40 protein-coding genes are annotated in these 24,831 nt (G+C 60.7%); 24 read left to right on the top strand and 16 right to left on the bottom strand.

Features of this window, described 5'->3' with window-relative positions; all coding sequences use genetic code 11:
• The first annotated feature begins 591 nt into the window (after window positions 1-591).
• Window positions 592-996: a DUF2177 family protein gene (locus IYX23_RS17855; protein WP_196394297.1), complete on the top strand. Its 405-nt coding sequence runs from the start codon at window positions 592-594 to the stop codon at window positions 994-996.
• Here IYX23_RS17855 and IYX23_RS17860 read toward each other — a convergent pair.
• Genes IYX23_RS17860 through IYX23_RS17880 form a run of 5 tightly spaced genes read right to left on the bottom strand, consistent with a single transcriptional unit; the run spans window position 986 to window position 4,638 of the window.
• A complete protein-coding gene (locus IYX23_RS17860; protein WP_196394298.1) occupies window positions 986-1,558 on the bottom strand; it encodes a hypothetical protein in 573 nt (190 codons plus the stop codon). The two genes, IYX23_RS17855 and IYX23_RS17860, sit on opposite strands and share 11 nt — an antisense overlap.
• Window positions 1,551-2,582 carry a cyclopropane-fatty-acyl-phospholipid synthase family protein gene (locus IYX23_RS17865; protein WP_196394299.1) on the bottom strand — a complete coding sequence of 344 codons (1,032 nt, stop codon included), beginning with the start codon at window positions 2,580-2,582 and terminating at the stop codon, window positions 1,551-1,553. The genes IYX23_RS17860 and IYX23_RS17865 overlap by 8 nt, the downstream gene beginning before the upstream one ends.
• A 21-nt stretch (window positions 2,583-2,603) precedes the next feature.
• Complete coding sequence (locus IYX23_RS17870) at window positions 2,604-3,407, bottom strand: DUF1295 domain-containing protein (protein ID WP_196394300.1); 804 nt, start codon at window positions 3,405-3,407, stop codon at window positions 2,604-2,606.
• Window positions 3,404-4,063 carry a ChrR family anti-sigma-E factor gene (locus tag IYX23_RS17875; protein ID WP_196394301.1) on the bottom strand — a complete coding sequence of 220 codons (660 nt, stop codon included), beginning with the start codon at window positions 4,061-4,063 and terminating at the stop codon, window positions 3,404-3,406. The genes IYX23_RS17870 and IYX23_RS17875 overlap by 4 nt, the downstream gene beginning before the upstream one ends.
• Window positions 4,060-4,638: a sigma-70 family RNA polymerase sigma factor gene (locus IYX23_RS17880; RefSeq protein WP_246716924.1), complete on the bottom strand. Its 579-nt coding sequence runs from the start codon at window positions 4,636-4,638 to the stop codon at window positions 4,060-4,062. The genes IYX23_RS17875 and IYX23_RS17880 overlap by 4 nt, the downstream gene beginning before the upstream one ends.
• 271 nt (window positions 4,639-4,909) lie before the next feature.
• On the opposite strand from IYX23_RS17880, the gene IYX23_RS17885 reads away from it, so the two are divergent.
• Genes IYX23_RS17885 through IYX23_RS17905 form a run of 5 tightly spaced genes read left to right on the top strand, consistent with a single transcriptional unit; the run spans window position 4,910 to window position 9,227 of the window.
• A complete protein-coding gene (locus IYX23_RS17885; protein ID WP_196394303.1) occupies window positions 4,910-6,232 on the top strand; it encodes an FAD-dependent oxidoreductase in 1,323 nt (440 codons plus the stop codon).
• A gap of 9 nt (window positions 6,233-6,241) precedes the next feature.
• Entirely contained in the window at window positions 6,242-7,048 is an 807-nt protein-coding gene (locus IYX23_RS17890; RefSeq protein ID WP_196394304.1) for a DUF1365 family protein, read from the top strand.
• Entirely contained in the window at window positions 7,036-8,274 is a 1,239-nt protein-coding gene (locus tag IYX23_RS17895) for a cyclopropane-fatty-acyl-phospholipid synthase family protein (RefSeq protein ID WP_348643687.1), read from the top strand. The genes IYX23_RS17890 and IYX23_RS17895 overlap by 13 nt, the downstream gene beginning before the upstream one ends.
• A 15-nt stretch (window positions 8,275-8,289) precedes the next feature.
• Complete coding sequence (locus IYX23_RS17900; RefSeq protein WP_210330729.1) at window positions 8,290-8,679, top strand: DUF2147 domain-containing protein; 390 nt, start codon at window positions 8,290-8,292, stop codon at window positions 8,677-8,679.
• 29 nt (window positions 8,680-8,708) lie between these two features.
• Window positions 8,709-9,227 (top strand): lipocalin family protein, encoded by a 519-nt coding sequence (locus IYX23_RS17905; protein ID WP_196394305.1) that lies wholly within the window; start codon window positions 8,709-8,711, stop codon window positions 9,225-9,227.
• Window positions 9,228-9,491: 264 nt separating this feature from the next.
• On the opposite strand, the gene IYX23_RS17910 is transcribed toward IYX23_RS17905, so the two are convergent.
• Window positions 9,492-9,707: a type I restriction enzyme endonuclease domain-containing protein gene (locus IYX23_RS17910; protein ID WP_210330730.1), complete on the bottom strand. Its 216-nt coding sequence runs from the start codon at window positions 9,705-9,707 to the stop codon at window positions 9,492-9,494.
• 159 nt (window positions 9,708-9,866) lie between these two features.
• Window positions 9,867-10,457 carry a hypothetical protein gene (locus IYX23_RS17915; protein WP_123177379.1) on the bottom strand — a complete coding sequence of 197 codons (591 nt, stop codon included), beginning with the start codon at window positions 10,455-10,457 and terminating at the stop codon, window positions 9,867-9,869.
• A 266-nt stretch (window positions 10,458-10,723) separates the two neighbouring features.
• On the opposite strand from IYX23_RS17915, the gene IYX23_RS17920 reads away from it, so the two are divergent.
• The 12 genes from IYX23_RS17920 to IYX23_RS17975 all read left to right on the top strand — a co-directional run bounded on the left by IYX23_RS17920 (window position 10,724) and on the right by IYX23_RS17975 (window position 17,137).
• Window positions 10,724-11,044 carry an iron-sulfur cluster assembly accessory protein gene (locus tag IYX23_RS17920; protein WP_014892118.1) on the top strand — a complete coding sequence of 107 codons (321 nt, stop codon included), beginning with the start codon at window positions 10,724-10,726 and terminating at the stop codon, window positions 11,042-11,044.
• A 64-nt stretch (window positions 11,045-11,108) separates the two neighbouring features.
• Window positions 11,109-11,408 (top strand): NifU family protein, encoded by a 300-nt coding sequence (locus IYX23_RS17925; RefSeq protein WP_196394306.1) that lies wholly within the window; start codon window positions 11,109-11,111, stop codon window positions 11,406-11,408.
• 12 nt (window positions 11,409-11,420) lie between these two features.
• Window positions 11,421-12,608 (top strand): cysteine desulfurase NifS, encoded by a 1,188-nt coding sequence (gene nifS, locus IYX23_RS17930; protein ID WP_196394307.1) that lies wholly within the window; start codon window positions 11,421-11,423, stop codon window positions 12,606-12,608.
• 36 nt (window positions 12,609-12,644) lie between these two features.
• Complete coding sequence (gene nifT / locus IYX23_RS17935) at window positions 12,645-12,860, top strand: putative nitrogen fixation protein NifT (RefSeq protein ID WP_018406774.1); 216 nt, start codon at window positions 12,645-12,647, stop codon at window positions 12,858-12,860.
• A gap of 5 nt (window positions 12,861-12,865) precedes the next feature.
• Window positions 12,866-13,729, top strand: a complete 864-nt coding sequence (locus tag IYX23_RS17940) for an SIR2 family protein (protein ID WP_196394308.1) — start codon at window positions 12,866-12,868, stop codon at window positions 13,727-13,729.
• Window positions 13,730-14,129: 400 nt separating this feature from the next.
• Entirely contained in the window at window positions 14,130-14,432 is a 303-nt protein-coding gene (locus IYX23_RS17945) for a nitrogen fixation protein NifZ (RefSeq protein ID WP_014892123.1), read from the top strand.
• An 11-nt stretch (window positions 14,433-14,443) separates the two neighbouring features.
• Window positions 14,444-14,683 carry a nitrogen fixation protein NifZ gene (locus IYX23_RS17950; protein ID WP_196394309.1) on the top strand — a complete coding sequence of 80 codons (240 nt, stop codon included), beginning with the start codon at window positions 14,444-14,446 and terminating at the stop codon, window positions 14,681-14,683.
• A 17-nt stretch (window positions 14,684-14,700) separates the two neighbouring features.
• A complete protein-coding gene (locus tag IYX23_RS17955) occupies window positions 14,701-15,057 on the top strand; it encodes a hypothetical protein (RefSeq protein WP_196394310.1) in 357 nt (118 codons plus the stop codon).
• Between the two features lie 25 nt (window positions 15,058-15,082).
• A complete protein-coding gene (locus IYX23_RS17960; protein WP_196394311.1) occupies window positions 15,083-15,346 on the top strand; it encodes a hypothetical protein in 264 nt (87 codons plus the stop codon).
• On the top strand, window positions 15,343-16,554 hold the full coding sequence (locus IYX23_RS17965; protein WP_196394312.1) for a DegT/DnrJ/EryC1/StrS family aminotransferase: 1,212 nt from the start codon (window positions 15,343-15,345) through the stop codon (window positions 16,552-16,554). The genes IYX23_RS17960 and IYX23_RS17965 overlap by 4 nt, the downstream gene beginning before the upstream one ends.
• A 29-nt stretch (window positions 16,555-16,583) precedes the next feature.
• Entirely contained in the window at window positions 16,584-16,892 is a 309-nt protein-coding gene (locus tag IYX23_RS17970) for a 2Fe-2S iron-sulfur cluster-binding protein (protein ID WP_196394313.1), read from the top strand.
• A gap of 14 nt (window positions 16,893-16,906) precedes the next feature.
• Window positions 16,907-17,137 (top strand): hypothetical protein, encoded by a 231-nt coding sequence (locus IYX23_RS17975; protein WP_196394314.1) that lies wholly within the window; start codon window positions 16,907-16,909, stop codon window positions 17,135-17,137.
• A 68-nt stretch (window positions 17,138-17,205) separates the two neighbouring features.
• On the opposite strand, the gene IYX23_RS17980 is transcribed toward IYX23_RS17975, so the two are convergent.
• Window positions 17,206-17,481: a hypothetical protein gene (locus tag IYX23_RS17980; RefSeq protein ID WP_029652187.1), complete on the bottom strand. Its 276-nt coding sequence runs from the start codon at window positions 17,479-17,481 to the stop codon at window positions 17,206-17,208.
• Between the two features lie 210 nt (window positions 17,482-17,691).
• Here IYX23_RS17980 and IYX23_RS17985 point away from each other — a divergent pair, with 210 nt between their 5' ends.
• Window positions 17,692-18,132, top strand: coding sequence for a Rieske 2Fe-2S domain-containing protein (locus tag IYX23_RS17985; RefSeq protein ID WP_196394315.1), 441 nt, complete (start codon window positions 17,692-17,694; stop codon window positions 18,130-18,132).
• A 35-nt stretch (window positions 18,133-18,167) separates the two neighbouring features.
• Complete coding sequence (locus IYX23_RS17990; protein ID WP_014892132.1) at window positions 18,168-18,335, top strand: hypothetical protein; 168 nt, start codon at window positions 18,168-18,170, stop codon at window positions 18,333-18,335.
• Between the two features lie 33 nt (window positions 18,336-18,368).
• On the opposite strand, the gene IYX23_RS17995 is transcribed toward IYX23_RS17990, so the two are convergent.
• Window positions 18,369-18,635, bottom strand: coding sequence for a hypothetical protein (locus IYX23_RS17995; protein WP_196394316.1), 267 nt, complete (start codon window positions 18,633-18,635; stop codon window positions 18,369-18,371).
• 24 nt (window positions 18,636-18,659) lie between these two features.
• The gene (locus tag IYX23_RS18000) at window positions 18,660-18,902 is read right to left on the bottom strand and encodes a hypothetical protein (protein ID WP_014892134.1); all 243 of its coding nucleotides are present in this window, start codon (window positions 18,900-18,902) and stop codon (window positions 18,660-18,662) included.
• 148 nt (window positions 18,903-19,050) lie between these two features.
• Here IYX23_RS18000 and IYX23_RS18005 point away from each other — a divergent pair, with 148 nt between their 5' ends.
• The gene (locus IYX23_RS18005) at window positions 19,051-19,533 is read left to right on the top strand and encodes a hypothetical protein (RefSeq protein ID WP_348643688.1); all 483 of its coding nucleotides are present in this window, start codon (window positions 19,051-19,053) and stop codon (window positions 19,531-19,533) included.
• Between the two features lie 43 nt (window positions 19,534-19,576).
• On the opposite strand, the gene IYX23_RS18010 is transcribed toward IYX23_RS18005, so the two are convergent.
• The gene (locus IYX23_RS18010; RefSeq protein WP_029652182.1) at window positions 19,577-19,900 is read right to left on the bottom strand and encodes a hypothetical protein; all 324 of its coding nucleotides are present in this window, start codon (window positions 19,898-19,900) and stop codon (window positions 19,577-19,579) included.
• 161 nt (window positions 19,901-20,061) lie between these two features.
• On the opposite strand from IYX23_RS18010, the gene IYX23_RS18015 reads away from it, so the two are divergent.
• Window positions 20,062-20,490, top strand: a complete 429-nt coding sequence (locus tag IYX23_RS18015; protein WP_018406789.1) for a Rieske (2Fe-2S) protein — start codon at window positions 20,062-20,064, stop codon at window positions 20,488-20,490.
• A gap of 210 nt (window positions 20,491-20,700) precedes the next feature.
• Here IYX23_RS18015 and IYX23_RS18020 read toward each other — a convergent pair whose 3' ends face one another.
• Window positions 20,701-21,414 carry an alpha/beta fold hydrolase gene (locus IYX23_RS18020; protein ID WP_196394318.1) on the bottom strand — a complete coding sequence of 238 codons (714 nt, stop codon included), beginning with the start codon at window positions 21,412-21,414 and terminating at the stop codon, window positions 20,701-20,703.
• Between the two features lie 140 nt (window positions 21,415-21,554).
• On the bottom strand, window positions 21,555-21,923 hold the full coding sequence (locus IYX23_RS18025; RefSeq protein ID WP_124740198.1) for an SUF system Fe-S cluster assembly protein: 369 nt from the start codon (window positions 21,921-21,923) through the stop codon (window positions 21,555-21,557).
• A 225-nt stretch (window positions 21,924-22,148) separates the two neighbouring features.
• Between IYX23_RS18025 and IYX23_RS18030 the strand changes: the two genes are divergently transcribed.
• Entirely contained in the window at window positions 22,149-22,499 is a 351-nt protein-coding gene (locus IYX23_RS18030; protein ID WP_029652179.1) for a (2Fe-2S) ferredoxin domain-containing protein, read from the top strand.
• Between the two features lie 13 nt (window positions 22,500-22,512).
• Here IYX23_RS18030 and IYX23_RS18035 read toward each other — a convergent pair whose 3' ends face one another.
• Genes IYX23_RS18035 through IYX23_RS18045 form a run of 3 tightly spaced genes read right to left on the bottom strand, consistent with a single transcriptional unit; the run spans window position 22,513 to window position 23,910 of the window.
• A complete protein-coding gene (locus IYX23_RS18035) occupies window positions 22,513-22,953 on the bottom strand; it encodes a SufE family protein (RefSeq protein ID WP_018406793.1) in 441 nt (146 codons plus the stop codon).
• Entirely contained in the window at window positions 22,950-23,459 is a 510-nt protein-coding gene (locus tag IYX23_RS18040) for an ankyrin repeat domain-containing protein (protein WP_246716925.1), read from the bottom strand. Before IYX23_RS18040 ends, IYX23_RS18035 begins: the two co-directional genes overlap by 4 nt.
• A gap of 19 nt (window positions 23,460-23,478) precedes the next feature.
• Entirely contained in the window at window positions 23,479-23,910 is a 432-nt protein-coding gene (locus IYX23_RS18045; RefSeq protein ID WP_196394319.1) for a response regulator, read from the bottom strand.
• A gap of 373 nt (window positions 23,911-24,283) precedes the next feature.
• On the opposite strand from IYX23_RS18045, the gene IYX23_RS18050 reads away from it, so the two are divergent.
• A partial coding sequence (locus IYX23_RS18050; RefSeq protein ID WP_196394320.1) for an AAA family ATPase occupies window positions 24,284-24,831 on the top strand: 548 nt, incomplete at its 3' end.

The raw sequence follows: 24,831 nt of genomic DNA on the forward strand, positions 1-24,831 counted from the left end.
TATCCCGAGAGTTTGTTGGTATATTCGTTGGTACCGCGCTGATACCAATCAGACGCCAACATGGCTCTTACAGACATTTCCATCCGCGCCGTTAAGCCTCGCGCCCGTCTCTTCAAATTGTCAGATGGCGGTGGACGCAATGACAGCGTGCGCCGCGCCTATGCGCGCGCCGATTTTTGGGAAGAACGCGTCCGCATGATGGTTTGGTGGGCGGAAAGTGTGAGGAAATGAAGCGCGGCGCCAAAGTCGCTTCATCGCGCGCTTGAAGGATTGCGGTTTGTGTCAGGAAACGCCAGGAGCAGACTTTCCGCGATCGTGACCGCGCCAAAGGCTTACTCGCGACATAAATTTTGAGCAATCGCCAAAAAGCACACGTCGGACGTAACAATACGCCGAAAGACCGAACGCTCTGGTCACTGGCGCGATCGAATTCAACGCAAAAGATTTAGAGAGCGTCAGCGGTGGCGAAACGGCGGCTCGCTCGAACATGAATGCCGCGAGGGCATTTTTTGGCGCTGCAACTGCAAGGCCTGCTCGTGATCCTCTTGGCGATGCCGCTCGTATAAACATCCGGGGTCGTCAGGAGACTCGATGTTCCGCTTCATCTTTGCCTATGCAGGCGCGGCTTTCGGCATGCTGGCGCTGGACGTGATCTGGCTAACATCGATGGCCGAGAGCTTTTACCGGCCGCAACTCGGTGTGCTGCTCGCGGATGACTTTCGGGCTGCGCCGGCGATTGCCTTTTACGCGCTCTACCTATTCGGAGTTGTCTATTTTGCATGCGCGCCCGCGCTCCAGAATGGCGACTGGCGGAAGGCGACGCTGAATGGGGCTGTGTTCGGCCTTGTCGCTTACGGCACGTATGACCTGACCAATCAAGCGACGCTCAATCACTGGCCCGTGCTCGTAACAATCGTTGATTTGTGCTGGGGTGTTTTCCTCACCGCGACTGCGGCATCCGCAGGCTATGCCGCCGCAAGGCGCTTCACGGGATGAGGAGACCTTTTTCGCGCCGTATGGACAAAAACATCCATGCTGCTATCACGCTCAAAGTAGAGGCGGAATAGAAGTTGAGGGAGCTTAGCGCTTCTTGCTGTGTCGCATCCATCGGATATAGGGGCTGCCCGTAACCGCCATGCAGCAGCATGAATACGCAGATGAGTGCTCCGACATAGGCGCCGAGCGCACGCATATCCGTCCTGCGACACGACAAAACGGCGATGATCAGACATGGCGCGAGAAACCACTCGACGCCGGACCCCTCTCCAAAAATGAAGGCGCAAAAAAACGTGTTGATCGCGCCGACGGAGGGGAACCACAAGCGTCCAACGTCCGGGAACCGCCTCGCCATCCAGGGCGAAGCGAGAAAAAACGGCGTGGAAAGCAGCGTCAGAGCGAGAAGCGCGTGCGCTTCTCCGGTCACCCAACGCACGTAGAGCGGATAGAATGGCTGGTTCGACGCGAGGATCAGCGCGAGCCTGTTGGACGTCGCCGTCAGCGGATCGGCGGCGGCGGCGTAGTCTTTCACACGCCGCGTGAGCGCGTGCAGATCATCCACGGGATGGACGCAGGCGATAGTGGCTGACGCCCCATTCCTCGCCATTGCGATCGCCGAAAAGGCCTTCTGTTGCGAGGAAAAACAGTCGCCAGCGGCGGCGCCAGAGCGCGGCGTCGCTTCCGTATGTTTCGCTCAGGACCGCGTTGATCTCGTCCCGCCGGGCGTCGAAATTGCGAAGCCAGTCGATCGCCGTGCGCTGGTAATGAAGGCCGCTCCACAGCCATTCTGCCTCGGCTTCGAAGAGATCCCCGAAGCTGTGAATGAGCTGACGGCTTGGCATGATGCCGCCCGTAAAGAAATGCTGCGCGATCCAGTCGGCTTTTTCGGTGTGATCGAAGCGATAGGGTTGGTTGCGGTGCGTGAAGATATGGATGAAAAGCGATCCTTCCGGCGAAAGCCAGCCGCGCAACCGCGAGAGCAGCGGGCGCCAGTTCGACATATGCTCGAACATCTCGATCGACACGATCCGGTCGAAGCGCTGGTCCATGGCGAAATCGTTCATATCCGCCGTGATCACGCGCAAATTCGTTAGACCCAGCTCCGCAATTCGCCCCTCAATATAGGCGCGCTGGCTCGCGGAGTTGGACACCGCGGTGATACGGGCGTTCGGGTAGCTCTGCGCCATGAAGAGCGAAAGCGATCCCCACCCGCAGCCGAGTTCTAGAATCCTCTGACCATCGGCCAGCCCGGCGTCCCGCGCGGTTTCTTCGAGCGCGCGCTCCTCCGCCTGGGCGAGCGTGGTTTCGGCCGAGTCGTAATAGCAGCACGAATATTTGCGGCGCGGCCCGAGCGTCAGTTCGAAAAATCGCGCGGGCACTTCATAATGCTGCGCGTTGGCTTCCCGCGTGTGGATCGCGATGGGGTAGTTTGCCATGTCGCGCGCAAATGTCTCCACGGCCGCTGGCGGGGCCAGGCTGAGGCGGTCCCGCGTGCGGCCGACGAGATAACCGACGCCCATGCGCAAAACCGAGTCCGGCAGGGGCGCGCGTTCGACGACGCTGACGGCGGAAGCGATAAGGGACATTCGACGATCCTCCAACCAGATTCACAAGCGCTTTTGCGGGCCGGGAAAAAAGACGTTCACACGCGCCTGGTAGGCGCGGAACGCGTCTCCGCGCGACGCCAGCATATGCTTTTCAAGCGGCGGAACGCCGGAGACATGAGCGAGCAGCCAGTACATGAAGGCCGGCGCCAGCATTGCGAGCCAGCCCTGCGGCCAGGCGCCGCTAAAGTCGATCGCGACGACCGCGAAGCCGGCCCAGTTCAGCCACTGGAAAAAGTAGTTGGGATGCCGCGACCAAGCCCACGGCCCCTCCGTGCAGACGCTTCTGCCAGCACCGCGCGTCGCGCGAAAGCGCGCAAGCGTCGCGTCGGACCAGGCCTCGCCCGCGATCGCGGAGACCAGAATGACCGCGCCGGCAATGTCGGTTGAGGCCGGAAAGGCGACGGGATTGCGGGCGGCAAGAAACACAGCGAGCGACAGCAGGAACGCGCAGCCCGCCTGAATCTGCAGGAACCAGAACAGGCGCCACGGAAAATCGGCGCCCCACTCCACGGCCAGCTCGAAATAGCGCGGATCTTCGCCAGCGTTGATGCTGCGCGCGATGATATGCAGTCCAAGACGCGCCGCGCCGGCAACCGCGAAAGCGGCGACGAAAACCTGCCGTGCGCCCGGCGCTCCGCCATCGAGCGGCGCCAGCGCGAGAAACGCGCCCGCTGCCCCGATGGCGAAGGACCATGTCGCGTCGATCCAGCCCGACTGGCCGGTCCTGCGCTGCAGGAGCCATGCAAAAGCCATGACCGCAGAGAGGCCGCTCGCCGTCGCGAGCAGAAGAAGTCCAAGACTCATATGTCCCGGAACTTCTGATAGAGACGTCCGAACCAGCTGCTCGGACGCGTGCGTCCTTCCATGGCGATCAGACATAGACACGGATCGCCCGCGTCAATCACGATGTCGTGCTCGACCTCTTCGTCGACCTGCGCCACATCGCCCGGCCCGAAATGCGCGTCGCGATCACGAAACCCGCCGCGCAGCACACAGGTCGCCTCGTCGCCCACATGTCCGTGCCGGGGAACGGTCATGCCCGGAGCGATCTCAAGCAGAAAGGCGCGCGACGCGCCATGTTCCGGCAGGGCGATGCTTGCGGACCGGACGCCAGGCGCAATCCAACGCCAATGGTGGATGTCGACATTGGCGAGGGGGGCCGGCAAAGCAAATCCCTCTGGCAATTTGGGATGCGCCGCCTTGCGCTTGGGACGGTCGACGGCCGGCTCCCCATCCGTGTCGAGTGCGCGCAGGGCGCGGTTCCACGCGGCGGGGTCAACATCCGCTGGCGCGAGTTCCTCGAGCAGTGCGCCGCCAAGCGCCTCGAAGTGTGCGTGCAGCCGCCGTGAGGCCGGCGACATTGCGAGATGCGTCTCGATGAGCAGCGAAAACGCCGGATCGAGCGCGCCCGTCGCATGGCGCAGGATAAGATCCTCGGGCGCATGGCCGGGATTTGTCATGATCCGAGATCCTCGAGTTCCGCACGCAGGCGCTGAACCGCCAGCCGCACGCGCGATTTCACCGTGCCGAGCGGCACGCCGAGCATCCGCGCGATTTCCGAGTGGGGGTGTTCCTCGAAATAGAAGAGTTCGATGATGTGCGCCTGCTCGGCCGGGAGTGCGGCCAGCGCCGCATGCAGGCGGGAGCGCCGCTCATTCATGATGGCGATCGCTTCGCCGCTCTGCGGCGCATCCGGCTCCTCACTTGGATCGCTTTCTAAGCCATCGATGTTGCGCTCGCCGCGCAGTCGATCGATGCGCAGATTTCGCGCAATGACAAAAATCCAGGTCGACGCCGCCGCCGCGCGCGGATCGAAGCTATCGGCCTTTCGCCAGACGCGCAGAAGCGCTTCCTGCGCGAACTCTTCCGCGCTGGCGGGCGACGCGCCAACGCGCAGCATATAGGCCTTCACGCGCGGGAAATAGTAAGCGAACAGGGCCGCGAAGGCCCCGCGGTCCTGCGTTTCGGCAATTCGCCTGATGAGGCTTGCCGCTTCCGCCGAAGACAAGGCGGCGGGCGCCGTTCGCAGGGTCATCGTCGACGCTTTCCGAAGACGCGATTCCGCGACGGCGCGCCGGTCCGGGATCTCGACAGTCTGTGCAGCGACAGCGCCAATCATGCTCCCTTCTACGCGCGGCCTGCGAATTTGGATCACCGGGCTACGCGGTTCGTCGGGCGGCGCCCGAAACGAAGTCCCGAACGGACCGAGTGATCCATTGGCCAAGCCTGAGCGTATAACGCTGCAGACCGTAAAGGACAGGATTGTGACGGCGCAAGAAAGAGAGAAGTTGCACGAGAGGCGGCGGATGGGGCCTAGCGGCCTGAATAAACGCCTGAAAATTGCTGTGCTCGGGGCCGGCGTCACGGGTCTTTCAGCGTCGTGGCTTTTGTCTCATGCGCATGAGGTCACGATTTTCGAGCAGAGCGACTATGCCGGCGGGCATAGCAATACCGTCGAGGTCGAGGGGCCGTTGGGCCCGATCGCGGTCGACACCGGGTTCATCGTCTATAATGAGCCGGCCTATCCAAATCTGACGAAGCTTTTCGAGCATCTCGGCGTCCGCACGAAGCCGAGCGAGATGACTTTCGCGGTGTCGATGGCGGACGGGGGGCTCGAATATGCGGGCAACGACCTCTTCACACTCTTTGCGCAGAAGAAAAACATCGTCAGCCCGCGCTTCTGGTCGATGCTCCTCGACATTCGGCGGTTTTATGCTGAGGCGCCCAGTCATATCGCGCAGATGGAGGGCGTGACACTCGGCGATTATCTCGACATGCACCGCTACGGCGCGCCCTTCCGTGAGGATCATCTTTATCCGATGGCGGCGGCGATCTGGTCGCTTCCCGCGCGCGATGTCGCCGCATATCCGGCGCGGGCGTTCACGCGCTTTTGCGAAAATCACGGGCTGCTGAAGATTGCCGGCCGCCCGGTGTGGCGCACGGTTGAAGGCGGTAGCCGCGAATATGTGAAAAAGCTGATTGCGCCGGTCGGCGAGCGTGTGCTGTTGAACGCTTCCGTGCGGCGCGTTACCCGCGCCGACGATGGCGTTGTCGTCGAATGGTCCGGCGGCGCGCAGCGTTTCGATCATGTGGTGATCGCCGCGCATGCGGATCAGGCGTTGCGCATGCTCGGCGATCCGTCCGCGGAGGAAACGCGGCTGCTCTCGCGCTTTCGCTACAGTTGCAACGAGACTATCCTTCACGGCGACGCGGCGCTGATGCCGAGACTGCGTTCAATCTGGTCGAGCTGGAACTATCTCGCATCCGGTCCGGATTCTCCGCTCTGCGTCACCTACTGGATGAACCGGCTTCAGGACCTATCGCCGTCGACGCCGCTCTTCGTGACGCTGAACGCCATTGCGCCGCCGCGCGACGACCTTGTCTCCCGCCGCTTCATGTATGAGCATCCGATATTCGATCTCGCCGCCATCGACGCCCAGCGCGAACTCTGGTCGCTTCAGGGCGTGCGCCGCACTTGGTTCTGCGGCGCCTATTTCGGGTCGGGGTTTCATGAAGACGGGCTGCAGTCCGGCCTTGCCGTTGCGGAACAGCTTGGCGGCGTGCGGCGGCCCTGGACTATCGAAAACGAATCCGGCCGCATCCATGTCGGCCCGGCGCCGTGGGCATAGGAGCGGACGATGGCGGTGAACAGCGCGCTCTATGTCGGTTCGGTGGCGCATCGCCGTCTGCGGCCGAAAGCGCACCGGCTACGCTATCGCGTCTTCGCGCTGCTGCTCGATCTCGACGAGTTACCGGCGCTCGACAAACAGCTCCGGCTGTTCTCGCTCGCGCGCTTCAATCTCTTCGGATTTCGCGCGCAGGATCACCTTTTTGCCCGCGCTGGCGATCTGCGCAGCGAAGTCGAGTCGATCTTGCGTGACGCTGGTCTCGAGGCGCGGGGCGGCGCGATCCGCCTCTTGACCATGCCGCGCATTCTCGGCTTCGCCTTCAATCCGCTGAGCATCTTCTTCTGCTATCGCGTCGATGGCGCGGTACAGGCGATCCTTTACGAGGTCAACAACACATTCGGGCAGCGTCACGCTTATCTCTTTCCGGTCAACGCGGACCGCAAAACGCTTCGTCACGACTGTTCGAAGCAGTTCTATGTTTCGCCCTTCGTGGCGATGGACATGGCGTACAGTTTCCGGATCAAGCCGCCGGACGACGCCTACACGATCTCGATATCGGTTGCGGACGATGCCGGCGACATGCTGATCGCCACGCAGCGCCTGGCGCGCCAGACGCTCGACGATCGCGCCTTGCTGCGCGTCTTTCTCTCGCATCCGCTGCTGACGCTGAAAGTGATCGCCGGCATTCACTACGAAGCGTTGCTGATCTGGCTCAAGGGCGTCCGGTTGCATGTCCGGCCGCCGCCGCCTGATCGCGCCGTAACCGTCGTCATCAAGCAAAACAGCGAAAAGGAAAGCCTTTCATGTCAGATCTGACGTCCCCCGGCACACAGGGTCTTTCGGTGTCGGGTCGCATTGCCGGGAGCGGCATGGGGCTTTCGGCGCTTGTCCTGCGCAAGGTGATGGCGGCGATGGAGAAGGGCCGTCTGATCTTCGTGCTCCCGGACGGGACGCGCGTCGACTGTCACGGTCCAAAGCCGGGGCCGGAAGCGACAATCGTTGTTCACAAAATGTCGGCGCTCCGGCGGCTACTGTTCTCTGGCGACGTCGCCTTCGCGGAGGCTTTCCTTCGCGGAGAGTGGAGCAGCCCCAATCTTGTTTCCGCAATCGAGGTTGCGGCGGTCAATGGCGACGCCTTCATGCGCGCGGTGCAGGGCTTCGCGCCGGCCCGTTTCGCAAACTGGCTGATGCATCGCCTGCGCGCCAATTCCCGCGCCGGCAGCCGGCGCAACATCGCCGCGCATTACGATCTGGGCAATGAATTCTATCGCCTGTGGCTCGATCCGCAGATGTTCTATTCGTCCGGTATCTATCCAACGGGAGAAGAGACACTTCAACAGGCGCAGCGCAACAAGATTGATCGCGTGCTCGATCTGCTCGACGCGCGTAATGGCGAAACGGTCCTAGAGATCGGCTGCGGCTGGGGCGGTCTCGCCGCCGAGATGGCGCAGACGGGCGCGGGCGCCATCACTGGACTGACGCTGTCGAAGCAACAGCTCGCCAACGCGCAAGACGTGATTGCGAAGCGCGGCCTTCAGTCAAGGGTCGATCTTCGTCTGCAGGATTATCGCGACGTCCCCGGCGTCTTCGACCGCATCGTCTCGATTGAAATGATCGAATCGGTCGGCCGCGACTATTGGCCCGTCTATTTCTCGACGCTGCGCGATCGACTCGCGCCGGGCGGCTATATCGTGTTGCAGGCGATCACCATAGAAGACTGCCGCTTCGAGGAATATATGAACACGCCGGATTTCATCCAGCGCTACATTTTTCCGGGCGGCGCGCTTCCCTGTCCGCGCGCCCTGCAGGAGGAAGCGGATCGCGCGGGTTTGCGCCTCGAAACGATCGAGACGTTCGGCGACGGCTATGCGCGAACTGTCGCCGACTGGCGTCGTCGCTTCCATGCGAACTGGAACGAGATCGAAGCGCTCGGTTTCGATCCGTCCTTCCGGCGGCTGTGGGACTACTACCTCTGCTATTGCGAAGGCGGCTTCCGCGCCGGCGCGATCGATGTAGGGCTTTATCGGCTCACCCATGCATGACGAAAGGAGGCAATGATGCGCAATAGGCTACTTGCCCGGTTCTTTTCTATCCTCTTCGGGACAATCCTGATCCCAGGATTCGCTAGCGCCGAGAATAACGGCATTCTCGGCAATTGGGCGCGTGGCGACGGCAATGCCCGTGTGCGCATCGCGCCCTGCGGCGGCGCGCTTTGCGCGATCAATACCTGGATTCGCGATCCATCGAGCGACGAACATGTCGGCGATCGGCTGGTGATGAAAGTTTCGGGCGGCGATTCCTCCATGTCCGGCACTGCCTATGACCCGCAGCGTAAGCTCAATTACCGCCTCGAGATCAATTACGGCTCGCAGTCGATGCAGACTCGCGGATGCGTGCTCGCGGGGATCGTCTGCAAATCGATCAGTTGGACACGCGTGTCGCGTTGACGCGTCAACGCCACCGGAGGGAGACCATGATGAAAAAGAACAGCGTCATTCGCTCTCTGCTAATCCTTTTGGCGTTCGGCGCTAGCGCGCAGGGGCTCGCGCAGGACCGCCCGGTAAGACCGATAGACCCGGCGCGCCTCTATCGGGGAACCTGGCTCGAAGTCGCGCGCCGCCCCATGTGGCTCACAGACGGCTGTGTAAGAGGAACGACGAGCTATGCACGCGGCGCGCAGCCCAATCAGGTCCATGTGCGCGACGCCTGTCGCAAGGGTGCCGAAGAGACTGTTCTCAGTGGCGACGCCGAGATCCTCGATCCGGGCGTCAATTCCAGGCTGATGGTTCGCTACAATCCGCTGCTGTCGGTCGAATACAACATCGTCGATCACGCGCGCGACTACAGTTGGTTCATCGAGACCAGCCCGACGCTGGACAATGTGTTCATTTTCACGCGCAGATTGCCATCGAAGAAACAGTTGTCGGCGCTGGTGAACCGCACCCGGGCGCTTGGTCATGATACATCGGCGCTGGAATTTCCATGGAGTAAATAGTCCCTTGGCGACGCGCTCATCGTCGATTTGGCGGAGTTTTTCTTCCCAAAGCGTAACGTCTCTTTTGGGTTATGAGCGGTTATTACTTCAAAGGCTGCCTCGCGCCAGAAGCCGCCTTTGGCTAATGGCTCCCTTGCGTCAGCTACGGGCCTTTGGAGCGTTCCAGAATGATCAGGGCAGTCTTCGATAGTTGCCACTTCATGCTCGCACTCGTACGTTCGCAAAAAAATGCGCTAATCTTCCTTCTCTATAATGTCATACGCGCTACAGCTCCTGCAACAGCGCCTCTGCCTGCGCCAGCACGGTTTGAACGGCTTCTTCGGCGAGGTCAGGCGGGTAGCCGTATTTTTTGAGGATGCGTTTCACCAGCACGCGCATATTGGCGCGCGCGCTTTCTCGCTTCGCCCAATCGACCGTCACATTCTTGCGCAGGCTTTCAAGCAGCTCATGCGCGATGACGCGGAGCTTCTCATCGCCCATCGCCTGGACCGCGCTTTCGTCCCGGCGGCGCCTATCGAGGCGGGCTTTAAGCTGCAAACTCAATCAAGCCATAGATGGGCTTTCTCGTGCAGGGGACGGGAGCGGGAGGCGGTCGGGGCCGGCGTCAACCGCCAACCCCGGCTCCATCGCTCCACCAGATCAAACCGGCCGGTTTTCGTTGCGGTTCTTGACGGGCTCCATGCGCTCGACGCCCTGCTGATAGGCGATGACTTCGTAAGCGTCGTTGAACTTCAGCGCCGTGTCGAGAAGAACGTCGAGCTTGCCGCCGGTGTCGAGCTTCTTGATGTCATTCTTGTCGACCATGGCGAGATCCATCATCTCCTTCCAAACGGTCGATTCATCGCAGGGCAGCACGTTGTAAGTGATCTCGCCGAGCTTGACGCGGAATTTCGCGAGCAGGTCGACATTGTTGCAGAACATGAAGTAAGCGCCCGTCGGCGAGAGAAGATCGCCGATCACTTCATGGGCCGTTTCGAGATAGGCGAAATTATGCAGATAGCCGGCGAGGATCGGGATCGTCGCTTCGCCTTCATTCGCGAAGGTCAGCACCTGCTCGATGCTGAAATCCGGCGGGCGCTTTTCGTCGGCCAGCTGCTCCTGAAATTTGAGCGCGATGTCGCCCCGAAAACCGAAACGCCCCGGCTTGCCGGTCGGCCCCTTAAGCACTGCGTTGAGCAGGCGGCCCTCCCGATCCAGCCGAGCAAGGGCAGTCTTCTCAATTTGAGTCATCGACAGTTCTCCGCTTTGCAATCCGTACGCAGCATCCGCGCGGGGGATCCTTCGTTACGCCGCGTCTCATGCAAAAACTTCGCCGCAGTTTCGAAGCCTCGATGGGCCGATCGGCGCGACGGAACCGACACGGAGCGGGCGGCAATGTACGAAACAAGACAAAACCACCGGTTATCCTGGAGCTCCCGCGCTGTTTAGCCCGCAATTGTCGCGGCACATGAATTGCTTTGAGTGGGGCAGCCGCATTTGGATACTGGAAGAGCGACATGATCAACCTGACCGACAGCGCCCTGAATGCAGTGCAGACGGCCATTTCCAGCGCCGCCGATCCCGTCGATGGGCTGAGGATCATGGTGGAGGCCGGCGGCTGCGCTGGCTATCAGTACAAAATGGGTCTCGTGCGCGAAGCCAGTCCCGACGACACGGTGATTGAGCGCAGCGGGGTCAAGGTGTTCATTGACAACACCAGCCACGAACTCCTGACAGGCACGACCATCGACTATGTCGTCGCGGTGCAGGGCTCGGGGTTCACCTTCGACAATCCGAACGCGCAATCGAGCTGCTCCTGCGGCAAGTCTTTCGGGTAATTTCGGCCCGGTTTCACAATTCATGAGAGCGCGTCCGCGGGACTGCGTTGCGGAGGACGAAGCTATGTTGCACGACAATCAGAAGAACGAAGAAACTGTCCAGATCGAAACGGCTCCGTCGCCGGAGCGCGAGCAGGTCATTCGCGCCGTCATTGATGAGATTCGTCCCAATCTGCGCCGCGACGGCGGCGACTGTGAGCTCATCGAAATCTGCGGCAACAAAATCATGGTGCGACTCACGGGGGCTTGCGTGCTCTGCAAGTTGAGCAGCGCGACGCTCGAAGGCATCCAGGCCAAGTTGATCGAAGAGCTCGGCGAGTTCGTGCGGCTCGTGCCAGTGCCGGGCGCTGCGGCGCGTCTTTGAGCGAGAGTGTCGATGCGGCGCGTCTATCTCGACAATAACGCGACGACGCGCACCGACCCTGAGGTCGTGGCGAAGATGCTGCCGTTTTTCAGCGAGGAATTCGGCAACGCCTCGTCATCACACGGCTTCGGCGTCGAGGTCTCGGGCGCGGTCCGAGAGGCGCGGCGCAGCGTGCAGGCGCTGCTCGGCGCGGCGCATGATCACGAGATCGTGTTCACCTCAGGCGGTACGGAATCGGACAATGCGGCGATCTTGGCCGGGCTCGCGGCGCGCGAGGGTCGCGACGAGATCGTGACCACCGCCGTCGAGCACCCCGCGATCCTGTCGCTCGTCGAACATCTACAAAAGACTCGCGGCGTCACCGTTCACCTCATTGGCGTCGACGCGCGCGGGCGCATCGATCTTGACGCTTATCGCGCGGCGCTGGGGCCGAAGACAGCGATCGTCTCGGCGATGTGGGCGAACAACGAAACCGGCACGCTGTTTCCTGTCGAAGAACTTGCGCGTCTCGCGCATGAGGCAGGCGCTCTATTTCATACCGACGCTGTGCAGGCGGTTGGCAAGATTCCAATCGATCTGAAAACGACGCAGATCGATTTCCTTTCGCTGTCCGGACATAAGCTGCATGGTCCCAAGGGAATCGGCGCGCTCTATGTGCGTAAGGGAACGAAATTCGCTCCGTTTCTTCGCGGCGGCCATCAGGAACGGGCGCGCCGCGGCGGAACTGAGAATACGCCTGGGATCGTTGGACTAGGCGCCGCCGCCGAATTGGCGCGTTTGCGCCTGCAAGAAGACGCCGTCCATATCGCGGCCTTGCGTGACAGGCTCGAAACCGGCGTGACGCAGCGGATCGGCCAGTGCCAGATTTCCGGCGACGTCGACAATCGGCTCGTCAACACGTCCAACATCGCCTTTTCCGACATAGAGGGCGAAGCGATATTGACCCATTTGGATCGCGCCGGCATCGCCGCCTCAACCGGCTCGGCCTGCACAGCGGGATCGACCGAGCCGTCGCATGTGCTGCGCGCGATGAACGTGCCGGAGGAGGCGTTGCATGGCGCGATACGCTTCTCCCTGTCGCGAGAAAACACGATTGAAGAGATCGACGATGTGCTGGAGACGCTGCCCGGCATCGTCGCCAAGTTGAGGGAAATCGCGCGGGCGTCGCGCCATACGGAAGCGCAGCTGCTCACGAACTAGCGCGGGCGCGATGACCGCGCCAAAGGAGTCGATGTAATGAAGATCATGATCCGCCGTTCGCCAGAGACCGGCTTGTCGATCTACGTCCCCAAAAAGGACCTGGAAGAGCCGATCGTTGAAACCGAGCATGAGAGTTTGTGGGGCGGCTGGATCAAGATCGCCAACGGCTGGGTTCTCGATCTGCCCGAAATGGCGGCCGGCACTTCGCTTCCGATCACAGTCAATGCGCGCAAGCGCGGCGAAGGGGAGTGAACGCGATGAACGCGCCATTTGACAGCTATGTCCTCCTTGAAGGCGAGAAAGCCGAGGAGGCGCTCGGCAAGGTCGCCGCTGAGCTGAAGACGGGGACCGTGATTCCCTATATCGGTCCTGGGTTGACGCAGCTCTCGCCAACCGAGGTGCCGATGACGCCCGAGGCGCTCGCCGCGTTTTTCGGGACCAAGGTGGCGTTGCCAAAACGCGCCAAGGGCAATGCTTGGGCAAGCGCGCAGCACATCGAGAACATGAAGCATCGTTCGACCGTCTCGACGTTGATGTCGCAGGCCTTCAACGACAGCATCGCGCCGACGCCGTTGCACGTCTATCTTGCGTCGCTGCAGCTGCCCATGATCGTTGACAGCTGGTACGACGCGACCATGCGTTCGGCGCTCGAAGGCCGTAGCGACTGGGGCGAGATCCAGGGCATCACCCGCGCCGGCATCGGCGAGGATCGCTGGTACCGGTTCTACGCAGCGGACGGAACAGAAACCACCAAGGAAAAAGCCGACGCCTGGGAGACCGTCCTCTACAAGCCGCATGGCAGCATCGCGCCCGCCAAGAATTTTCTGATCTCCGACGCCGATTACGTCGAGGTGCTGACAGAGATCGACATTCAGACGCCTCTGCCGGAGGCGGTAAAGAATCGCCGGTCCGAGCGCAGCTTCCTGTTTGTCGGCTGTCGCTTCCACGATCAGTTGTTGCGCACATACGCCCGGCAGATCATGAAGCGCTCGACGACGACGCATCACGCCATCGTCGATCCGGCCGTGCTGACGAAAAACGAGCTGAAGTTTCTCACCATCCAGGGCATCATACCGATCGCGCTTCCCATCGATCGCGCTTGCGAAATCCTGATCAGCTAAGGCATCGTTATCTTACTCTCACGCCTGGCGCGGCGGCGGTCGAGCCGACCAAAGCGCTCGGTGATTCTGCGCGTCGGCGGAAGATGCATGACCGAAACTGCCGTCGCGTCTTTAGCGTAGAAGCGTAGCCAAACAAATTTCGACGGATGTTGCATTTTTTACATTCATTCTTGAATAGCGTGTGTCGCTTGTCAGCAAAGGAACAGGCCCTGGGCCCCTTCGGCTGACCTCCTCACGCTGCAGCATGGCACGCATGTTGCCTCTTCTTCGGCAAAGCGACAACGCCGCTTTGCAGTTCCATCACGCAGTTCGACAGCGCCGGCCCAGGTCGATCACGAACCGAATTCCGGCGGTGTGAGCAGCGTGAGATTGCAAACCGGCACCACGGAAGAAGACCGCGATGAGCAACATCGTTCGCGACAGTGAAGTTTGTGAACTGACTGCGCCGCCCGTCTTTTCTTTCGGCGAGAAAGTGAAGGCGAAGCGCACGATCCGCAACGACGGGACATACGCCGGTAAGGAGATCGGCGAGGTTCTCGCCAAGAAAGGCGAGGAAGGCTACGTCGTGAGCATCGGCACCTTTCTCCAACAATTCTATATCTACGGGATTGAGTTCACCGAAAGCGGCAATCGCGTCGGCATGAAGCGCAAGGAACTCGAGTCGGCTAATCCGCGCGACGACGTCGATCTCCCGCTTCCTTGAGGAGTGTGAACGTGTTCGAACCACGAATGCCAAAATATCAATGGGGTCAGCGCGTCAAGACGCTCGTCGATCTGGTCAATGATGGGAGTTATCCCAACGAGCAACCGGAGGCGCTGCTCGTCGCCAACGGCGGTTTGGGCGAAATCGTGCAGGTGGGATCACATACTGACACGAATACGCCGATCTATCTCGTTGAATTCCCCGACGGCCGTGTCGTCGGTTGTCTCGAGGAAGAGATCGCGCCCTTGTAAGAGGAGCGTTGGCGAGCATGCGATCGACGGTCACGACACTCGGTGGCGCCGCGTCGGCTCAGCCGAATGAATTCGACTACAAGCGCATCGTGCGCGCCTTGGAACAACGGCGCCGCTACCGCTATGTCACGCCAGTCGTGATGAAAACCGCGAACGGCTATCGCATTCAGAGCCCGTGTTGTTCGCGGAACGTCGATCCGGACGGCGGCGTCATCGATATCGCCTTGGTGCTCTTCGACGAGCGCAAAGGCAATTGGCGCCTTCTTCGCAAGGACCATGCAATCGGCGTGTGGGAGCTGGACAGCGAGTTTCCACGTCTTGCTGAGTTGCTCGACCATCTCAAGGAAGACGCCGAACGGCGCTTCTGGCAGTGAGTTCGATCTCGACAGAGGATAGATCATGGCGATCAGCGATGTGGAATTGACGGAGATCGAAAAACTGCTCGGGGCCGAAGCAACGCCGGCGCTGTCGGAGCTGCGCGCCAAATTTTCTCATCTCTCCTGGACGCGCTGCGACGTGTCGGACGTGATCGAAACGCCTTTCCGCAGCTTCACGTCCTGCGACGTGCATTTGCTCGACGGCGCCGATCATTGCGTGACGGTTACCGACGATCCGGCGCGCGCCACGGGCGTTATCGTCGCCTTCCGGGGGAGTTTGCGATGAACGCGCGGGCCGAAGTGGACGATACATTCGAAGCGAAGCCGTCTGCGCCCGCCGACGCCTCGGGCTGCGATCTCATTCCGCTCTCTGACCCTGACATCACGCTCGACGACATTGCCGCGGTCGAGGCGGTGCTGCGCTCCAGCCGCTTGTCCAGCGGACCGGTGATGGAGGCGTTCGAAGCCGCCTTCGCCGCCTATCTCGGACGCAAATACGCCGTTGCTGCGCCAAGCGGCACGATGGGGCTGCTGCTCGCGCTCGCCGCGTATGAGATCGGTCCGGGCGATGAAGTGATCGCCTCTCCGCATTCCTTCCGCGAAACAGTGCATGCGATCGCGCTTGCCGGCGCCAAGCCGGTGTTCGCCGACATTGACTATTGGTCTGGCGTCATCGCGACCGGAAAGATCGAGGCGCTGATCACCGACAAAACGCGCGCGATCGTGGCGAGCAACACCAACGGCCATCCGGCGCAATGGGCGGAGCTGCGCGAAATCGCCAACAAGCATCGGCTCATCCTGCTCGAAGATTCCACCGAAGCGATCGGCTCCAAATACAAGGGCGCGCTTGTCGGCACCTTCGGCGACGCGTCGGTGTTCGATTTCTCGCAGCCCGGGCCGCTGGTCTGCGGCGAAGGCGGCATGGTGGTCACCGACGACATCGACGTCGCGGTGGCGATGCGGCGCTTTCGCGCGCATCGACCGAGCGAGAGAGCGTCGGTCGTGGTGGGCTCCAGCGCGCCCTATCAGGCGGCGATGAGCGACATGAGCGCGGCGCTGGGCATGGCGCAGCTGCGAAGGCTCGAAGAAATCCTCGAGAAACGCAAGCTCATCGAGCACTACTACTTCAAGCACGTCAAATCCTTCGAAGGCATCAAGGATCCCTTCATCGGGCCAGAAGTCGACGAGGTGCACTGGTTTCTTTACGTCGTTCATCTCGGCACGCGCTTCAGCAAATCCAGCCGGGACTCGATCGTAGAGGACTTGCTGGTCGAAAAGGTGGAAGCCGCCGCTTACAGCAATCCCTTGCATACGCAGCGGCGCTATTTCGATTACGGCTATCGTCGCGGCAGTTTTCTCGTCGCCGAAAAGGTTTCGGACCGCGCCGTCGCAATGCCTTTCCACGTCCATCTGCAAGAGCGCCAAATCGCTTTCATCGTGCAGACGATGAAGGAGGCGTCGATCAATGTCGGCGCGGGCGCCGCCATTTACTAATCGCCTAGATCCCAACCAGGAGTATCGAAATGCCGAACGTAACCATCATGCCCTCCGGAAAGACGGTGGACGCCGCCGAGGGCGCAACCTTGCTGCAGATCATCATGTCGAGCGGCGAGGAGATCAATCACAAGTGCGAAGGAAAAGCGCAGTGCGGCTCTTGTCACATTTACGTTCATGAAGGCCGCAAGGGCATTTCCAAGATCGCGCGCGAAGAGAACGAAAGGCTCGACACCATCGTCGGCATCGGCTCGAAGTCGCGGCTGGCGTGCCAGGCGAAGATTCTCGGCACGGAAAACGTCAAGATCGAACTGCTCGGCTTCGCGTCGGGCTTATAAGGGAGGAGGGAGAAATGTCTTCCGACATCGTCATGCTTCATGTCCGCTTTGCGCCTGACGGCGGCGTCGTTGAAATCAGCGAGCGGCCGACGCCGAATTCTGCGCAGGCCTGGTTCGACTGGGTCAGTCTGAATGCGCCCGACGCCTATCAGGCGCTTTCCGGCGGTCGTGGCGTGTTCCGTATGACGCGCGACAAGCTCGAAGAATTGCGCGCGAGCATCGCCGCCAACACTGCGGCGGCCTGATCCGGCCGATCGCGTCGCGTAAAATGATCCCTTCCGCGAAGCACACATTGCGGAAGGGAAGCTTGGTTTCAGGTCAGGAAAGTTTCGGCGAAACGGGCGCGTTTTTCGGCCGTATCGAGCCCATTCGCGATGGGCCATTTGTTGTCGTAAAATAGTGAATTGACGGCGCGGCTGACTTCCTTGCCGCGCAAATACCAGCGCACCACGCCATCGGGAAAAATCACCGCGGGGCCGTCTTCGCGATGCACGATGCCGTCTTCGACGCTGATCTGCGTCCCCGCATAGAGATAGCAGCCGGCAAGTCGCGAAAGATCATCTTGATTGCGTTCGTCAACCTGGAGCATGACCACTTTTCGCCTCCGCTGATAGCCAATCGATTCCTACGACGAAGCAATAATCGCGCTTGGCGCAGGGTTCGGCAAGAATAATGCTTGTTCGCGCCCTGGACGTTGCGCGAGGAAGATTGTTGTCTTTCAGACACTATCGTGCGCCGAAATTTCCGCTCTCGCGCGCGATGCGCCTAGAGGGAGCGGATAGACGACGGGGATTTTGGCATGCAGGGCGATGTGAGTCTCTACGTCATTTGCGCGCTCGACAGTCTGGAGCGCGGCCAAGCGGCGCCCTTCAGCCTGTCGCGCGTCACGGATGAAGGAGAAGCGCGCCCCTTTTCGATTTTCGTCGTTCGGACCGAAAATGACCAGTGTGTCGGCTATGTAAACATCTGCCCGCACCAGGGCTCCTGGCTCAACATCGGCGACGGCAGATTTTTTAGCGAGGACGGTCAAAGATTGCGTTGCGGCAGGCACAAGGCCGAATTCGACGTCGAGACGGGTGTGTGCGTCACGGGGCCGTGCGTGGATAAAATGATCGAGCCCGTCGCGCTCGTCGTCATGGATGGCGATGTGTGCCTGTGTGGCGTCAAACTCGCGGAAGAAGAGATTTCCGACGACGACGATCTGGACGAAACGATGGAGATCATGATCCATCCAGGCTGAGTGGCGCAGCGGATGGCACGTATGAAAGGCGCACGATGACCGTGGCTGAATTGATCGTGAAATTGGCGGAGTTGCCGCAGGAGGCCGTTGTGCTGATCGACAGCGACGGCGGACTTTCTCGCGTCAGCGGATTGGATTTCGTCGAGGGCCAAGGGCCCGGCGCGCCGGCGGAAGTCATCCTCGCGCCGAGTCTCGACGAATGAAGGTTTGCCTGCCGCCGGCTGTCGCCTGAGCCTTCACTCGGGGGTGGCTGAAGTTTCTCCCTGCAGCGGTATCCCAAAGAATGCCTCGTCGTCGCCGCCCCATGCCTTATGCAGCGCGAAAGCTTCGCGCCACCGGATTTGCTCGGCTTCCGTCGCCGCGCGATGGGTCACTTTCCCGGCGGGCTTTTCGGCGAGAAGAAACGCCTTACCGTTGCGCAAGAATCGATTGAGGTCCTTCGTGTCGATCGGGCGGACTACGCAGCGCGGGTCTTCATCGATCAGAATGGTCGTCGGCAGCATGAGCGCAGCTCCCGTTGCGATGGATCAAAAACCTTCCGCCTTGCTTCCCCAGGGATGCGAACCGGGAACGAGCGAGGCCTTGATTCCCGCTTTTTCGATGTCAGCGAGGGTTTTGTAATAGGTGCCTTCATGCATGAGCGCGCCGCTCTTGGTCATGATCGCCACATAGCGCGCCACTGTATCGGCTTCGCATAGATAGCCGCCGCCTGGATCGCTCGTGCTGCGCGCGTTGCCATCCCAGTCGATAAAAAAGCCTTCGACAGCCATGTTCCCTCTCGCGTTGATATTTGATTCTCACCCCGGAGGGCAGCAAGTTTCTTGCCAATGCCTTCGGCGCTGCAGCGGGAACGAGACTTGCTTGCAGAAGGCATATTCGCGCGCAAATCCTCGAGGCGCGCAATCGAAGGAGAAGCAGGTGGCTGACCTCGCGCATAGAAATGCATCGCTTGACGACATGAAAGACCTTTGGGCCTTGATGCGGCAAACGGCTGCCGACATTCCCTGTTCGATCGAAAGCGAAAGCGATCAGGAGCGGGCGCTGACGGAAATCATGAAGTGCTGCACGGCCGAATTCTCGCCGGTTATTCTCGATGCGAAGCGCAATGTCGTCGGGGCCTTATTGGCGCGTCGCGATGAACTCGATTGGGGTTTGCGCAACACTGAAACAATCAACGTCTCGCTGGCCGCGGTGTCCGCCGACCATCGCGAGAACGGCGCATTCAAAGTGCTGATCGACGCGATATTGAAGCGCAATGCGCCGGTCTATGTCGAAGTGAAAGCCGGCGACGCGCAGGGGTTAGCTGCGGAACTCAAAGGCTGCGGCTTCTCCTTGACGAAGACGGAAGAGGGCGCAGAGCTCTACAAATGGGAGCCGGTAGTGGAAGCCAAAGCCGCCTGAAATCGCTTTCAAAGCGTGGTGCGGGCGTGTCTCGCGCCGCGCTTCAGGCGCCTTCCTCTTGCGCGCCATAATCGGCGTAGGCTTTTTCGAGCAAGGCGACACAGGTCTTCAGACGCTGATACTCCGCCTTGTCGACCAGGACATTCTCCACATCTGGCGCGGGGCCGGGCGTTGGCGGCTTGGCGGCCTGGATCGCCTCGAACATGGCGGCTTGCAGGCGGAAGATGCGCTCGCTGGCGCGTTCGAGATAGGGCAGCGGATTGGCGCGAATATTCGCCTCATGCAGCGCGTCGAGTTCCAGCAATTTGCCGAAGCGCCGCTCCCTGAGGCGGTTCGATAAGCCGAAATCATGTTCGATGACGCTCATGATCGTCGTTCCTTGTTGGCCGGATCTTTTAGCCAGAAGCCCTGATGGGCTTCAATCCTTGCATCACAGCGCGCAACGCATGGCTCGTCAATTGCACGGGTAGGGCGCGTCGCTGAGGCAGTGTAGTTTTGCAAGGCGCGCGCCAAAGGAGGAGCCGGCGGATGAACGAACTCTATGCGATTTGTCAGACGGGCGAGATCGAGGACGGCGACGCCACGGGCTTCATTCTGATGCGGATCGAGGAGACCGGCGAGCCAAAGCCCTGGCCAATCCTAATCACGCGCAAAGGCAATAATTTCTACGGTTTCGAGAACGCCTGTCCGCATAAGGGCGAGCGTCTCGACGCGGAGGCAGGGCATTTTCTCGACGAAGAGGGGAATTTCCTCACCTGCGGCCATCACCAGGCGCAGTTCGATCTCGACACGGGACATTGCTTCATCGGTCCCTGCCAAGGCAAGAAGTTGCAATCCATTCAAATCGTGATTGACGACGGCGACGTTTGCCTCACCGGCGTGGAGCTCGCGGAGGAGGACGGGCTGGGCCTCGAAGAGCCGGACGAGGCTCCCGAAGTCATGATCACGTCTGACTGACGCAAGACCGTCAGCTTCGATATGTGTCTTGACGGAGCGTTCGAAAAGGCGCCGCCTTCCTGCCTCACGTCGATGACAATGTCGCGTTGCTGCGCGAGCTTTATTCGAACCGCGCAACCTGACGAGCCCCTGGTCGCCTAGCTCGCACGCAAATGACGTCGGCCGACAATGGCGCCGCATGCGCCAAGGCGCTTGCGGCGAAGCGCATTCTCACGCGTCCGGAGGACCCATGTCGTCGCCGCTCTTCTTCTTTTTCTTGTCGACCTTGGCCTGCGCATAGGAGCCGGAGTTCTTCAGCGCGATTGGCTTCTGACCCTCGACATATTGCGAGATCCAAAACAAAGTGCGCTGGCGCGCCGATTGCGCGGCGGCTTCATTGAAACTCTCCGCGGCATCGAAATTGAAGCCGTTGCGGGCTTCGGGATAGGAGAAGGCGCTTACGTCGGGTCGTTGGGCGCGAAATTGGACGATTTCTTCCATCGGCAACGACGGATCATTCTCGGGCAGGTGCAGCAGCGTCGGAATTTTCCGCTTCACCCAGCGTTCCTCTGAAATTCCGGCCGGATAATAGCTGATCGCACAGGCGACGTCGCTGAGGCTATTGGCCGAAACATAGGCGAGATAGCCGCCCCAATCATAGCCGACGATCGCCACCTTGCCGACGCCCTTGACGGCGTCGACAGTAGCCTGAATGTCTTGCAGGGCCGTCGTGACGGAAGGACCGTCGCTCTCGCCTTCCTGAGACGCAAGCGCTGGCGCGATCGCGACATAACCCTCGGCCGCGAAGCTTTCGACTTCCTTTTGCAGATGTGGCGTGACGCCGTAGACGTCCGGCAGCACGACGACGGCGCCCTTGGGAGCCTCAGTGGGTTCGGCGCGATAGGCGGAAAAACTGCGTCCGTCTCCGGAAGTAAGTTCGATCATGACGGCCTCGATGTGCAGGAAGATTACGGAAGCTCTCGAAGAGAGACGGCGGAATCATCTCACGCCTGCACATCCTATTGCGAATATCATGCCTGCATGACGCGACGCATCGTTCAACGTATAGGCAAGCGACTCTCGGCTCAGGAGTCGAAAAATCCCAATTCCAGCTTGGCTTCGTCGCTCATCATGCTCTGATGCCACGGCGGATCGAACACGAGATTGATTTTTACGCTCGCGACTCCATCGACCGCATCGACAGCCTTCTTCGTCATCCCGACCATTTCGCCGGCGACGGGGCAGCCTGGCGCCGTCAACGTCATGTCGATGTCGATGTCGCGTCGATCGATAACGTCGATGCGATAGATCAGTCCCAGATCGTATATGTTCACCGGAATTTCCGGGTCGAACACGGTCCGCAGCGCAAGGACGACTTCTTCATAAAGCGCCTGCGCCTCGGGCGAAGAATCGCTGCGGCCGACGCGACTGTTCGGCTCGGAAAGCTGTGTCATGTCGCTTCGTGGTTCCATCTGAGTATCCTGCGTGGCGCGAGCCGCGTTCGCGACTGCTCAGTTCAAACCAGCAAGTAAGGCGCCAGTCAGCTTTGCTGAGGCTGGACTGAAATTTGCAATCATTCCACGTCCACGGTCCGCGGCGTCATGGTTGAGCGCCTTCGTTTACGAAGTGCATTTCTCACAGAGCGCCGTGTTACAATCCTCACAAAGGCTCGGTGCAGTATGTCGGATACGCCTGAAGAAGAATTTGAGCTGCCTCAACTTTACAAGCGACATGTCTTTGCTTGTTTCACGCAGCGGCCGCCGAACCATCCGCGCGGCAGCTGCGGTTCGCTCGGCGCGCAGCCGCTTTGGGACCGGCTCGGCAAGCGCGTTGAAGCGGACGGCGGCGGTGAGATCGGCTTCACCTCCGCGGGGTGCATGGGCTTTTGCTCGGCGGGACCCCTGATGGTGGTTTATCCGGAGGGCGTCTGGTATCGGCCGACGACGGCCGAAGACATTGACGAGATTTACGACTCGCATCTCAAGGGCGGCAAGCGCGTCGATCGCCTGGTGATGATCTTGTCGCGCTAGCTCTCCCGAGTGATCAAGACACCGCGCTGGAGGCCGCGAGCAACTCGCGCGCCTCCGCGTGGATGCGCCCGACCATCGACTTGAAGCCATTGGAGCGCTGCGGCGTCAGATGTTCGCGGAGGCCAAGACGCTCGAATAGAGCGACAGGATCCGCCTTCAGGATTTCCGCGCCGGTCTTGCCGGAGCAGAGCGCCAGCAGGATTGCAACGAGGCCGCGCACGATATGCGCGTCGCTGTCGCCGCGGATCATCAACGCCGGTTCGCCGCCGTTTGCGTCGGAAATCGTCGTCGCCAGCCAGACTTGGCTGGCGCAGCCCGAGACTTTATTCTGATCGTTCTTCAGCGCATCCGGAAGCGGCTCGAGCATTTTGCCGAGCTCGATGACATAGCGGTAGCGGTCTTCCCAATCGTCGAGCAGGGAGAAATTTTCGATGATGTCGTCGATCGTCGTCATGTTTCGACCATTCCTTCAGCTTTGAGCCGATCGCGGCGCTGACGCGACGCGACGCGCAATACTTGGAGGCATTCGATGTTCGACGCCAGATCAAGCGCCGAAAATCCATCGACGTTCTCTTCCAGGGGATCTGCGCCTAGCGCCAGCAAGAGCGTCACCACCGCGGTCTTGCCCGCCGACGCCGCATAGATCAGGGCCGTAGAGCCGTCGGGATTGCGATGGTGAAGGTTGGCCCCGGCGGCGGAGAGCAACTCGATGGCCGCGACGCTGTCCTGCTTGCACGCCAACCAAACCGCGTTGTTGCCGTCGCGCGTCATGGCGTCGAGATCCCCGCCCTCCGCAATGATGTCGCGCAACACCTCGACGTTCGCCTCTGCCGCCGCTCGAAGAAGCGGCGTGAGGCCGTCGGCGCCGACGGCGTTCACGCCTTCCGTCGGAAAGCCTTGCATCGTCAGCCATTGCGCCAACCGCGGGGTAATGCCGTCACTCCATCGCAGCGCCGACAAGACGTCGGCGTTTATTGAATTAAAGTAGCCCCAACTGCACGAGCGGCTTGGCGCCGCCGCGCCCGAGGACAGTGTCAACCTTCTGCCGCACATTCTCGATCTTCAGCGGCTTTACTAATATGCCATGCGCGCCGTGTTTCATGGCGTCGACCGCGAGCGCCTCGTCGGCTTTATCGCAGACGATTAATATGCGCACGCCAGCGAAACGCTCCGCCAATTCCTCAAGGACCGAGACGCCATTGCTCTTTAGAAAAGAAGCCCCGAGCAGAACGACATCCGGTTTCAGCCAGCCGACGCCCTTATCATAGGCTTCCTGGATGCTGGCGATTTCGTGGGTCTCGATCTCGTCGTGCAGCATGAACTGGAGCGCGGCGCGCACGATCTCGTCTTCGTCGAGGACGAACACCCGCCGTTGATCGACCGCCTTCGCGGTTTCGACGCCAATCTGCATCCCTGCTCCTTTCGAATATGCCGCCAAATGCCGTGCGGACATAATGAAGCAAGCTCTGTTCCAAATGTCGGGGATCAACGAGGGCGTGCGATGTTCTGTTCACAACAAATGTCGTGACTGTCGGCTTCCCTCACATAAGCGGCCGATGTGGGCTGCGCTCATCGATTGATCAAATCACCAGAAAACAACAGACTAGCAACAATTTCCGCACTGGCATGGCGGTTGCTACCTGTCGAATGCGAGTGAGGGCTGAACGCACGCCTACGTTACGCCGAGCGATGTGTTCCTTCCCTTAACCCGCGACCAGTTTCTGATGCATAGGAACTGCCCAGTAACTCTGGGTAGCTGTCGAAGGGCTCAAGAGGAGACAGACATGTCGTCACTACGGCAAATCGCATTTTATGGCAAAGGGGGCATCGGCAAGTCGACGACGTCCCAGAACACGCTCGCCGCTCTGGCCGAGATGGGTCATCGCATTTTGATCGTCGGCTGCGATCCGAAGGCTGACTCGACGCGCCTCATCCTGCACGCCAAGGCGCAGGACACCATCCTGAGCCTCGCCGCCAATGCAGGCAGCGTCGAGGATCTGGAAATCGAAGAGGTGATGAAGGTCGGCTATCTCAACATTCGTTGCGTCGAGTCGGGCGGACCGGAGCCTGGAGTTGGCTGCGCGGGCCGCGGCGTCATCACCTCGATCAACTTCCTCGAGGAAAACGGCGCTTACGAAGACATCGACTATGTGTCCTACGACGTGCTCGGCGACGTGGTCTGCGGCGGTTTCGCCATGCCGATCCGTGAGAACAAGGCGCAGGAAATCTACATCGTCATGTCGGGCGAGATGATGGCCATGTATGCCGGCAACAACATCTCCAAGGGCATTTTGAAATACGCCAATTCCGGCGGCGTGCGCCTGGGCGGTCT

Source organism: Methylocystis sp. L43 (genome assembly GCF_015709525.1).
Classification (GTDB): domain Bacteria; phylum Pseudomonadota; class Alphaproteobacteria; order Rhizobiales; family Beijerinckiaceae; genus Methylocystis.

Coding starts and splice junctions, on each gene's coding strand:
- IYX23_RS17855 (WP_196394297.1), top strand. CDS start 592: ATGTTCCGCTTCATCTTTGCCTATGCAGGCGCGGCTTTCGGCATGCTG.
- IYX23_RS17865 (WP_196394299.1), bottom strand. CDS start 2,582: ATGTCCCTTATCGCTTCCGCCGTCAGCGTCGTCGAACGCGCGCCCCTG.
- IYX23_RS17870 (WP_196394300.1), bottom strand. CDS start 3,407: ATGAGTCTTGGACTTCTTCTGCTCGCGACGGCGAGCGGCCTCTCTGCG.
- IYX23_RS17875 (WP_196394301.1), bottom strand. CDS start 4,063: ATGACAAATCCCGGCCATGCGCCCGAGGATCTTATCCTGCGCCATGCG.
- IYX23_RS17880 (WP_246716924.1), bottom strand. CDS start 4,638: ATGACCCTGCGAACGGCGCCCGCCGCCTTGTCTTCGGCGGAAGCGGCA.
- IYX23_RS17885 (WP_196394303.1), top strand. CDS start 4,910: ATGGGGCCTAGCGGCCTGAATAAACGCCTGAAAATTGCTGTGCTCGGG.
- IYX23_RS17890 (WP_196394304.1), top strand. CDS start 6,242: ATGGCGGTGAACAGCGCGCTCTATGTCGGTTCGGTGGCGCATCGCCGT.
- IYX23_RS17895 (WP_348643687.1), top strand. CDS start 7,036: ATGTCAGATCTGACGTCCCCCGGCACACAGGGTCTTTCGGTGTCGGGT.
- IYX23_RS17900 (WP_210330729.1), top strand. CDS start 8,290: ATGCGCAATAGGCTACTTGCCCGGTTCTTTTCTATCCTCTTCGGGACA.
- IYX23_RS17905 (WP_196394305.1), top strand. CDS start 8,709: ATGAAAAAGAACAGCGTCATTCGCTCTCTGCTAATCCTTTTGGCGTTC.
- IYX23_RS17910 (WP_210330730.1), bottom strand. CDS start 9,707: ATGGGCGATGAGAAGCTCCGCGTCATCGCGCATGAGCTGCTTGAAAGC.
- IYX23_RS17915 (WP_123177379.1), bottom strand. CDS start 10,457: ATGACTCAAATTGAGAAGACTGCCCTTGCTCGGCTGGATCGGGAGGGC.
- IYX23_RS17920 (WP_014892118.1), top strand. CDS start 10,724: ATGATCAACCTGACCGACAGCGCCCTGAATGCAGTGCAGACGGCCATT.
- IYX23_RS17925 (WP_196394306.1), top strand. CDS start 11,109: ATGTTGCACGACAATCAGAAGAACGAAGAAACTGTCCAGATCGAAACG.
- nifS (WP_196394307.1), top strand. CDS start 11,421: ATGCGGCGCGTCTATCTCGACAATAACGCGACGACGCGCACCGACCCT.
- nifT (WP_018406774.1), top strand. CDS start 12,645: ATGAAGATCATGATCCGCCGTTCGCCAGAGACCGGCTTGTCGATCTAC.
- IYX23_RS17940 (WP_196394308.1), top strand. CDS start 12,866: ATGAACGCGCCATTTGACAGCTATGTCCTCCTTGAAGGCGAGAAAGCC.
- IYX23_RS17945 (WP_014892123.1), top strand. CDS start 14,130: ATGAGCAACATCGTTCGCGACAGTGAAGTTTGTGAACTGACTGCGCCG.
- IYX23_RS17955 (WP_196394310.1), top strand. CDS start 14,701: ATGCGATCGACGGTCACGACACTCGGTGGCGCCGCGTCGGCTCAGCCG.
- IYX23_RS17960 (WP_196394311.1), top strand. CDS start 15,083: ATGGCGATCAGCGATGTGGAATTGACGGAGATCGAAAAACTGCTCGGG.
- IYX23_RS17965 (WP_196394312.1), top strand. CDS start 15,343: ATGAACGCGCGGGCCGAAGTGGACGATACATTCGAAGCGAAGCCGTCT.
- IYX23_RS17970 (WP_196394313.1), top strand. CDS start 16,584: ATGCCGAACGTAACCATCATGCCCTCCGGAAAGACGGTGGACGCCGCC.
- IYX23_RS17975 (WP_196394314.1), top strand. CDS start 16,907: ATGTCTTCCGACATCGTCATGCTTCATGTCCGCTTTGCGCCTGACGGC.
- IYX23_RS17980 (WP_029652187.1), bottom strand. CDS start 17,481: ATGCTCCAGGTTGACGAACGCAATCAAGATGATCTTTCGCGACTTGCC.
- IYX23_RS17985 (WP_196394315.1), top strand. CDS start 17,692: ATGCAGGGCGATGTGAGTCTCTACGTCATTTGCGCGCTCGACAGTCTG.
- IYX23_RS17990 (WP_014892132.1), top strand. CDS start 18,168: ATGACCGTGGCTGAATTGATCGTGAAATTGGCGGAGTTGCCGCAGGAG.
- IYX23_RS17995 (WP_196394316.1), bottom strand. CDS start 18,635: ATGCTGCCGACGACCATTCTGATCGATGAAGACCCGCGCTGCGTAGTC.
- IYX23_RS18000 (WP_014892134.1), bottom strand. CDS start 18,902: ATGGCTGTCGAAGGCTTTTTTATCGACTGGGATGGCAACGCGCGCAGC.
- IYX23_RS18010 (WP_029652182.1), bottom strand. CDS start 19,900: ATGAGCGTCATCGAACATGATTTCGGCTTATCGAACCGCCTCAGGGAG.
- IYX23_RS18015 (WP_018406789.1), top strand. CDS start 20,062: ATGAACGAACTCTATGCGATTTGTCAGACGGGCGAGATCGAGGACGGC.
- IYX23_RS18020 (WP_196394318.1), bottom strand. CDS start 21,414: ATGATCGAACTTACTTCCGGAGACGGACGCAGTTTTTCCGCCTATCGC.
- IYX23_RS18025 (WP_124740198.1), bottom strand. CDS start 21,923: ATGACACAGCTTTCCGAGCCGAACAGTCGCGTCGGCCGCAGCGATTCT.
- IYX23_RS18030 (WP_029652179.1), top strand. CDS start 22,149: ATGTCGGATACGCCTGAAGAAGAATTTGAGCTGCCTCAACTTTACAAG.
- IYX23_RS18035 (WP_018406793.1), bottom strand. CDS start 22,953: ATGACGACGATCGACGACATCATCGAAAATTTCTCCCTGCTCGACGAT.
- IYX23_RS18045 (WP_196394319.1), bottom strand. CDS start 23,910: ATGCAGATTGGCGTCGAAACCGCGAAGGCGGTCGATCAACGGCGGGTG.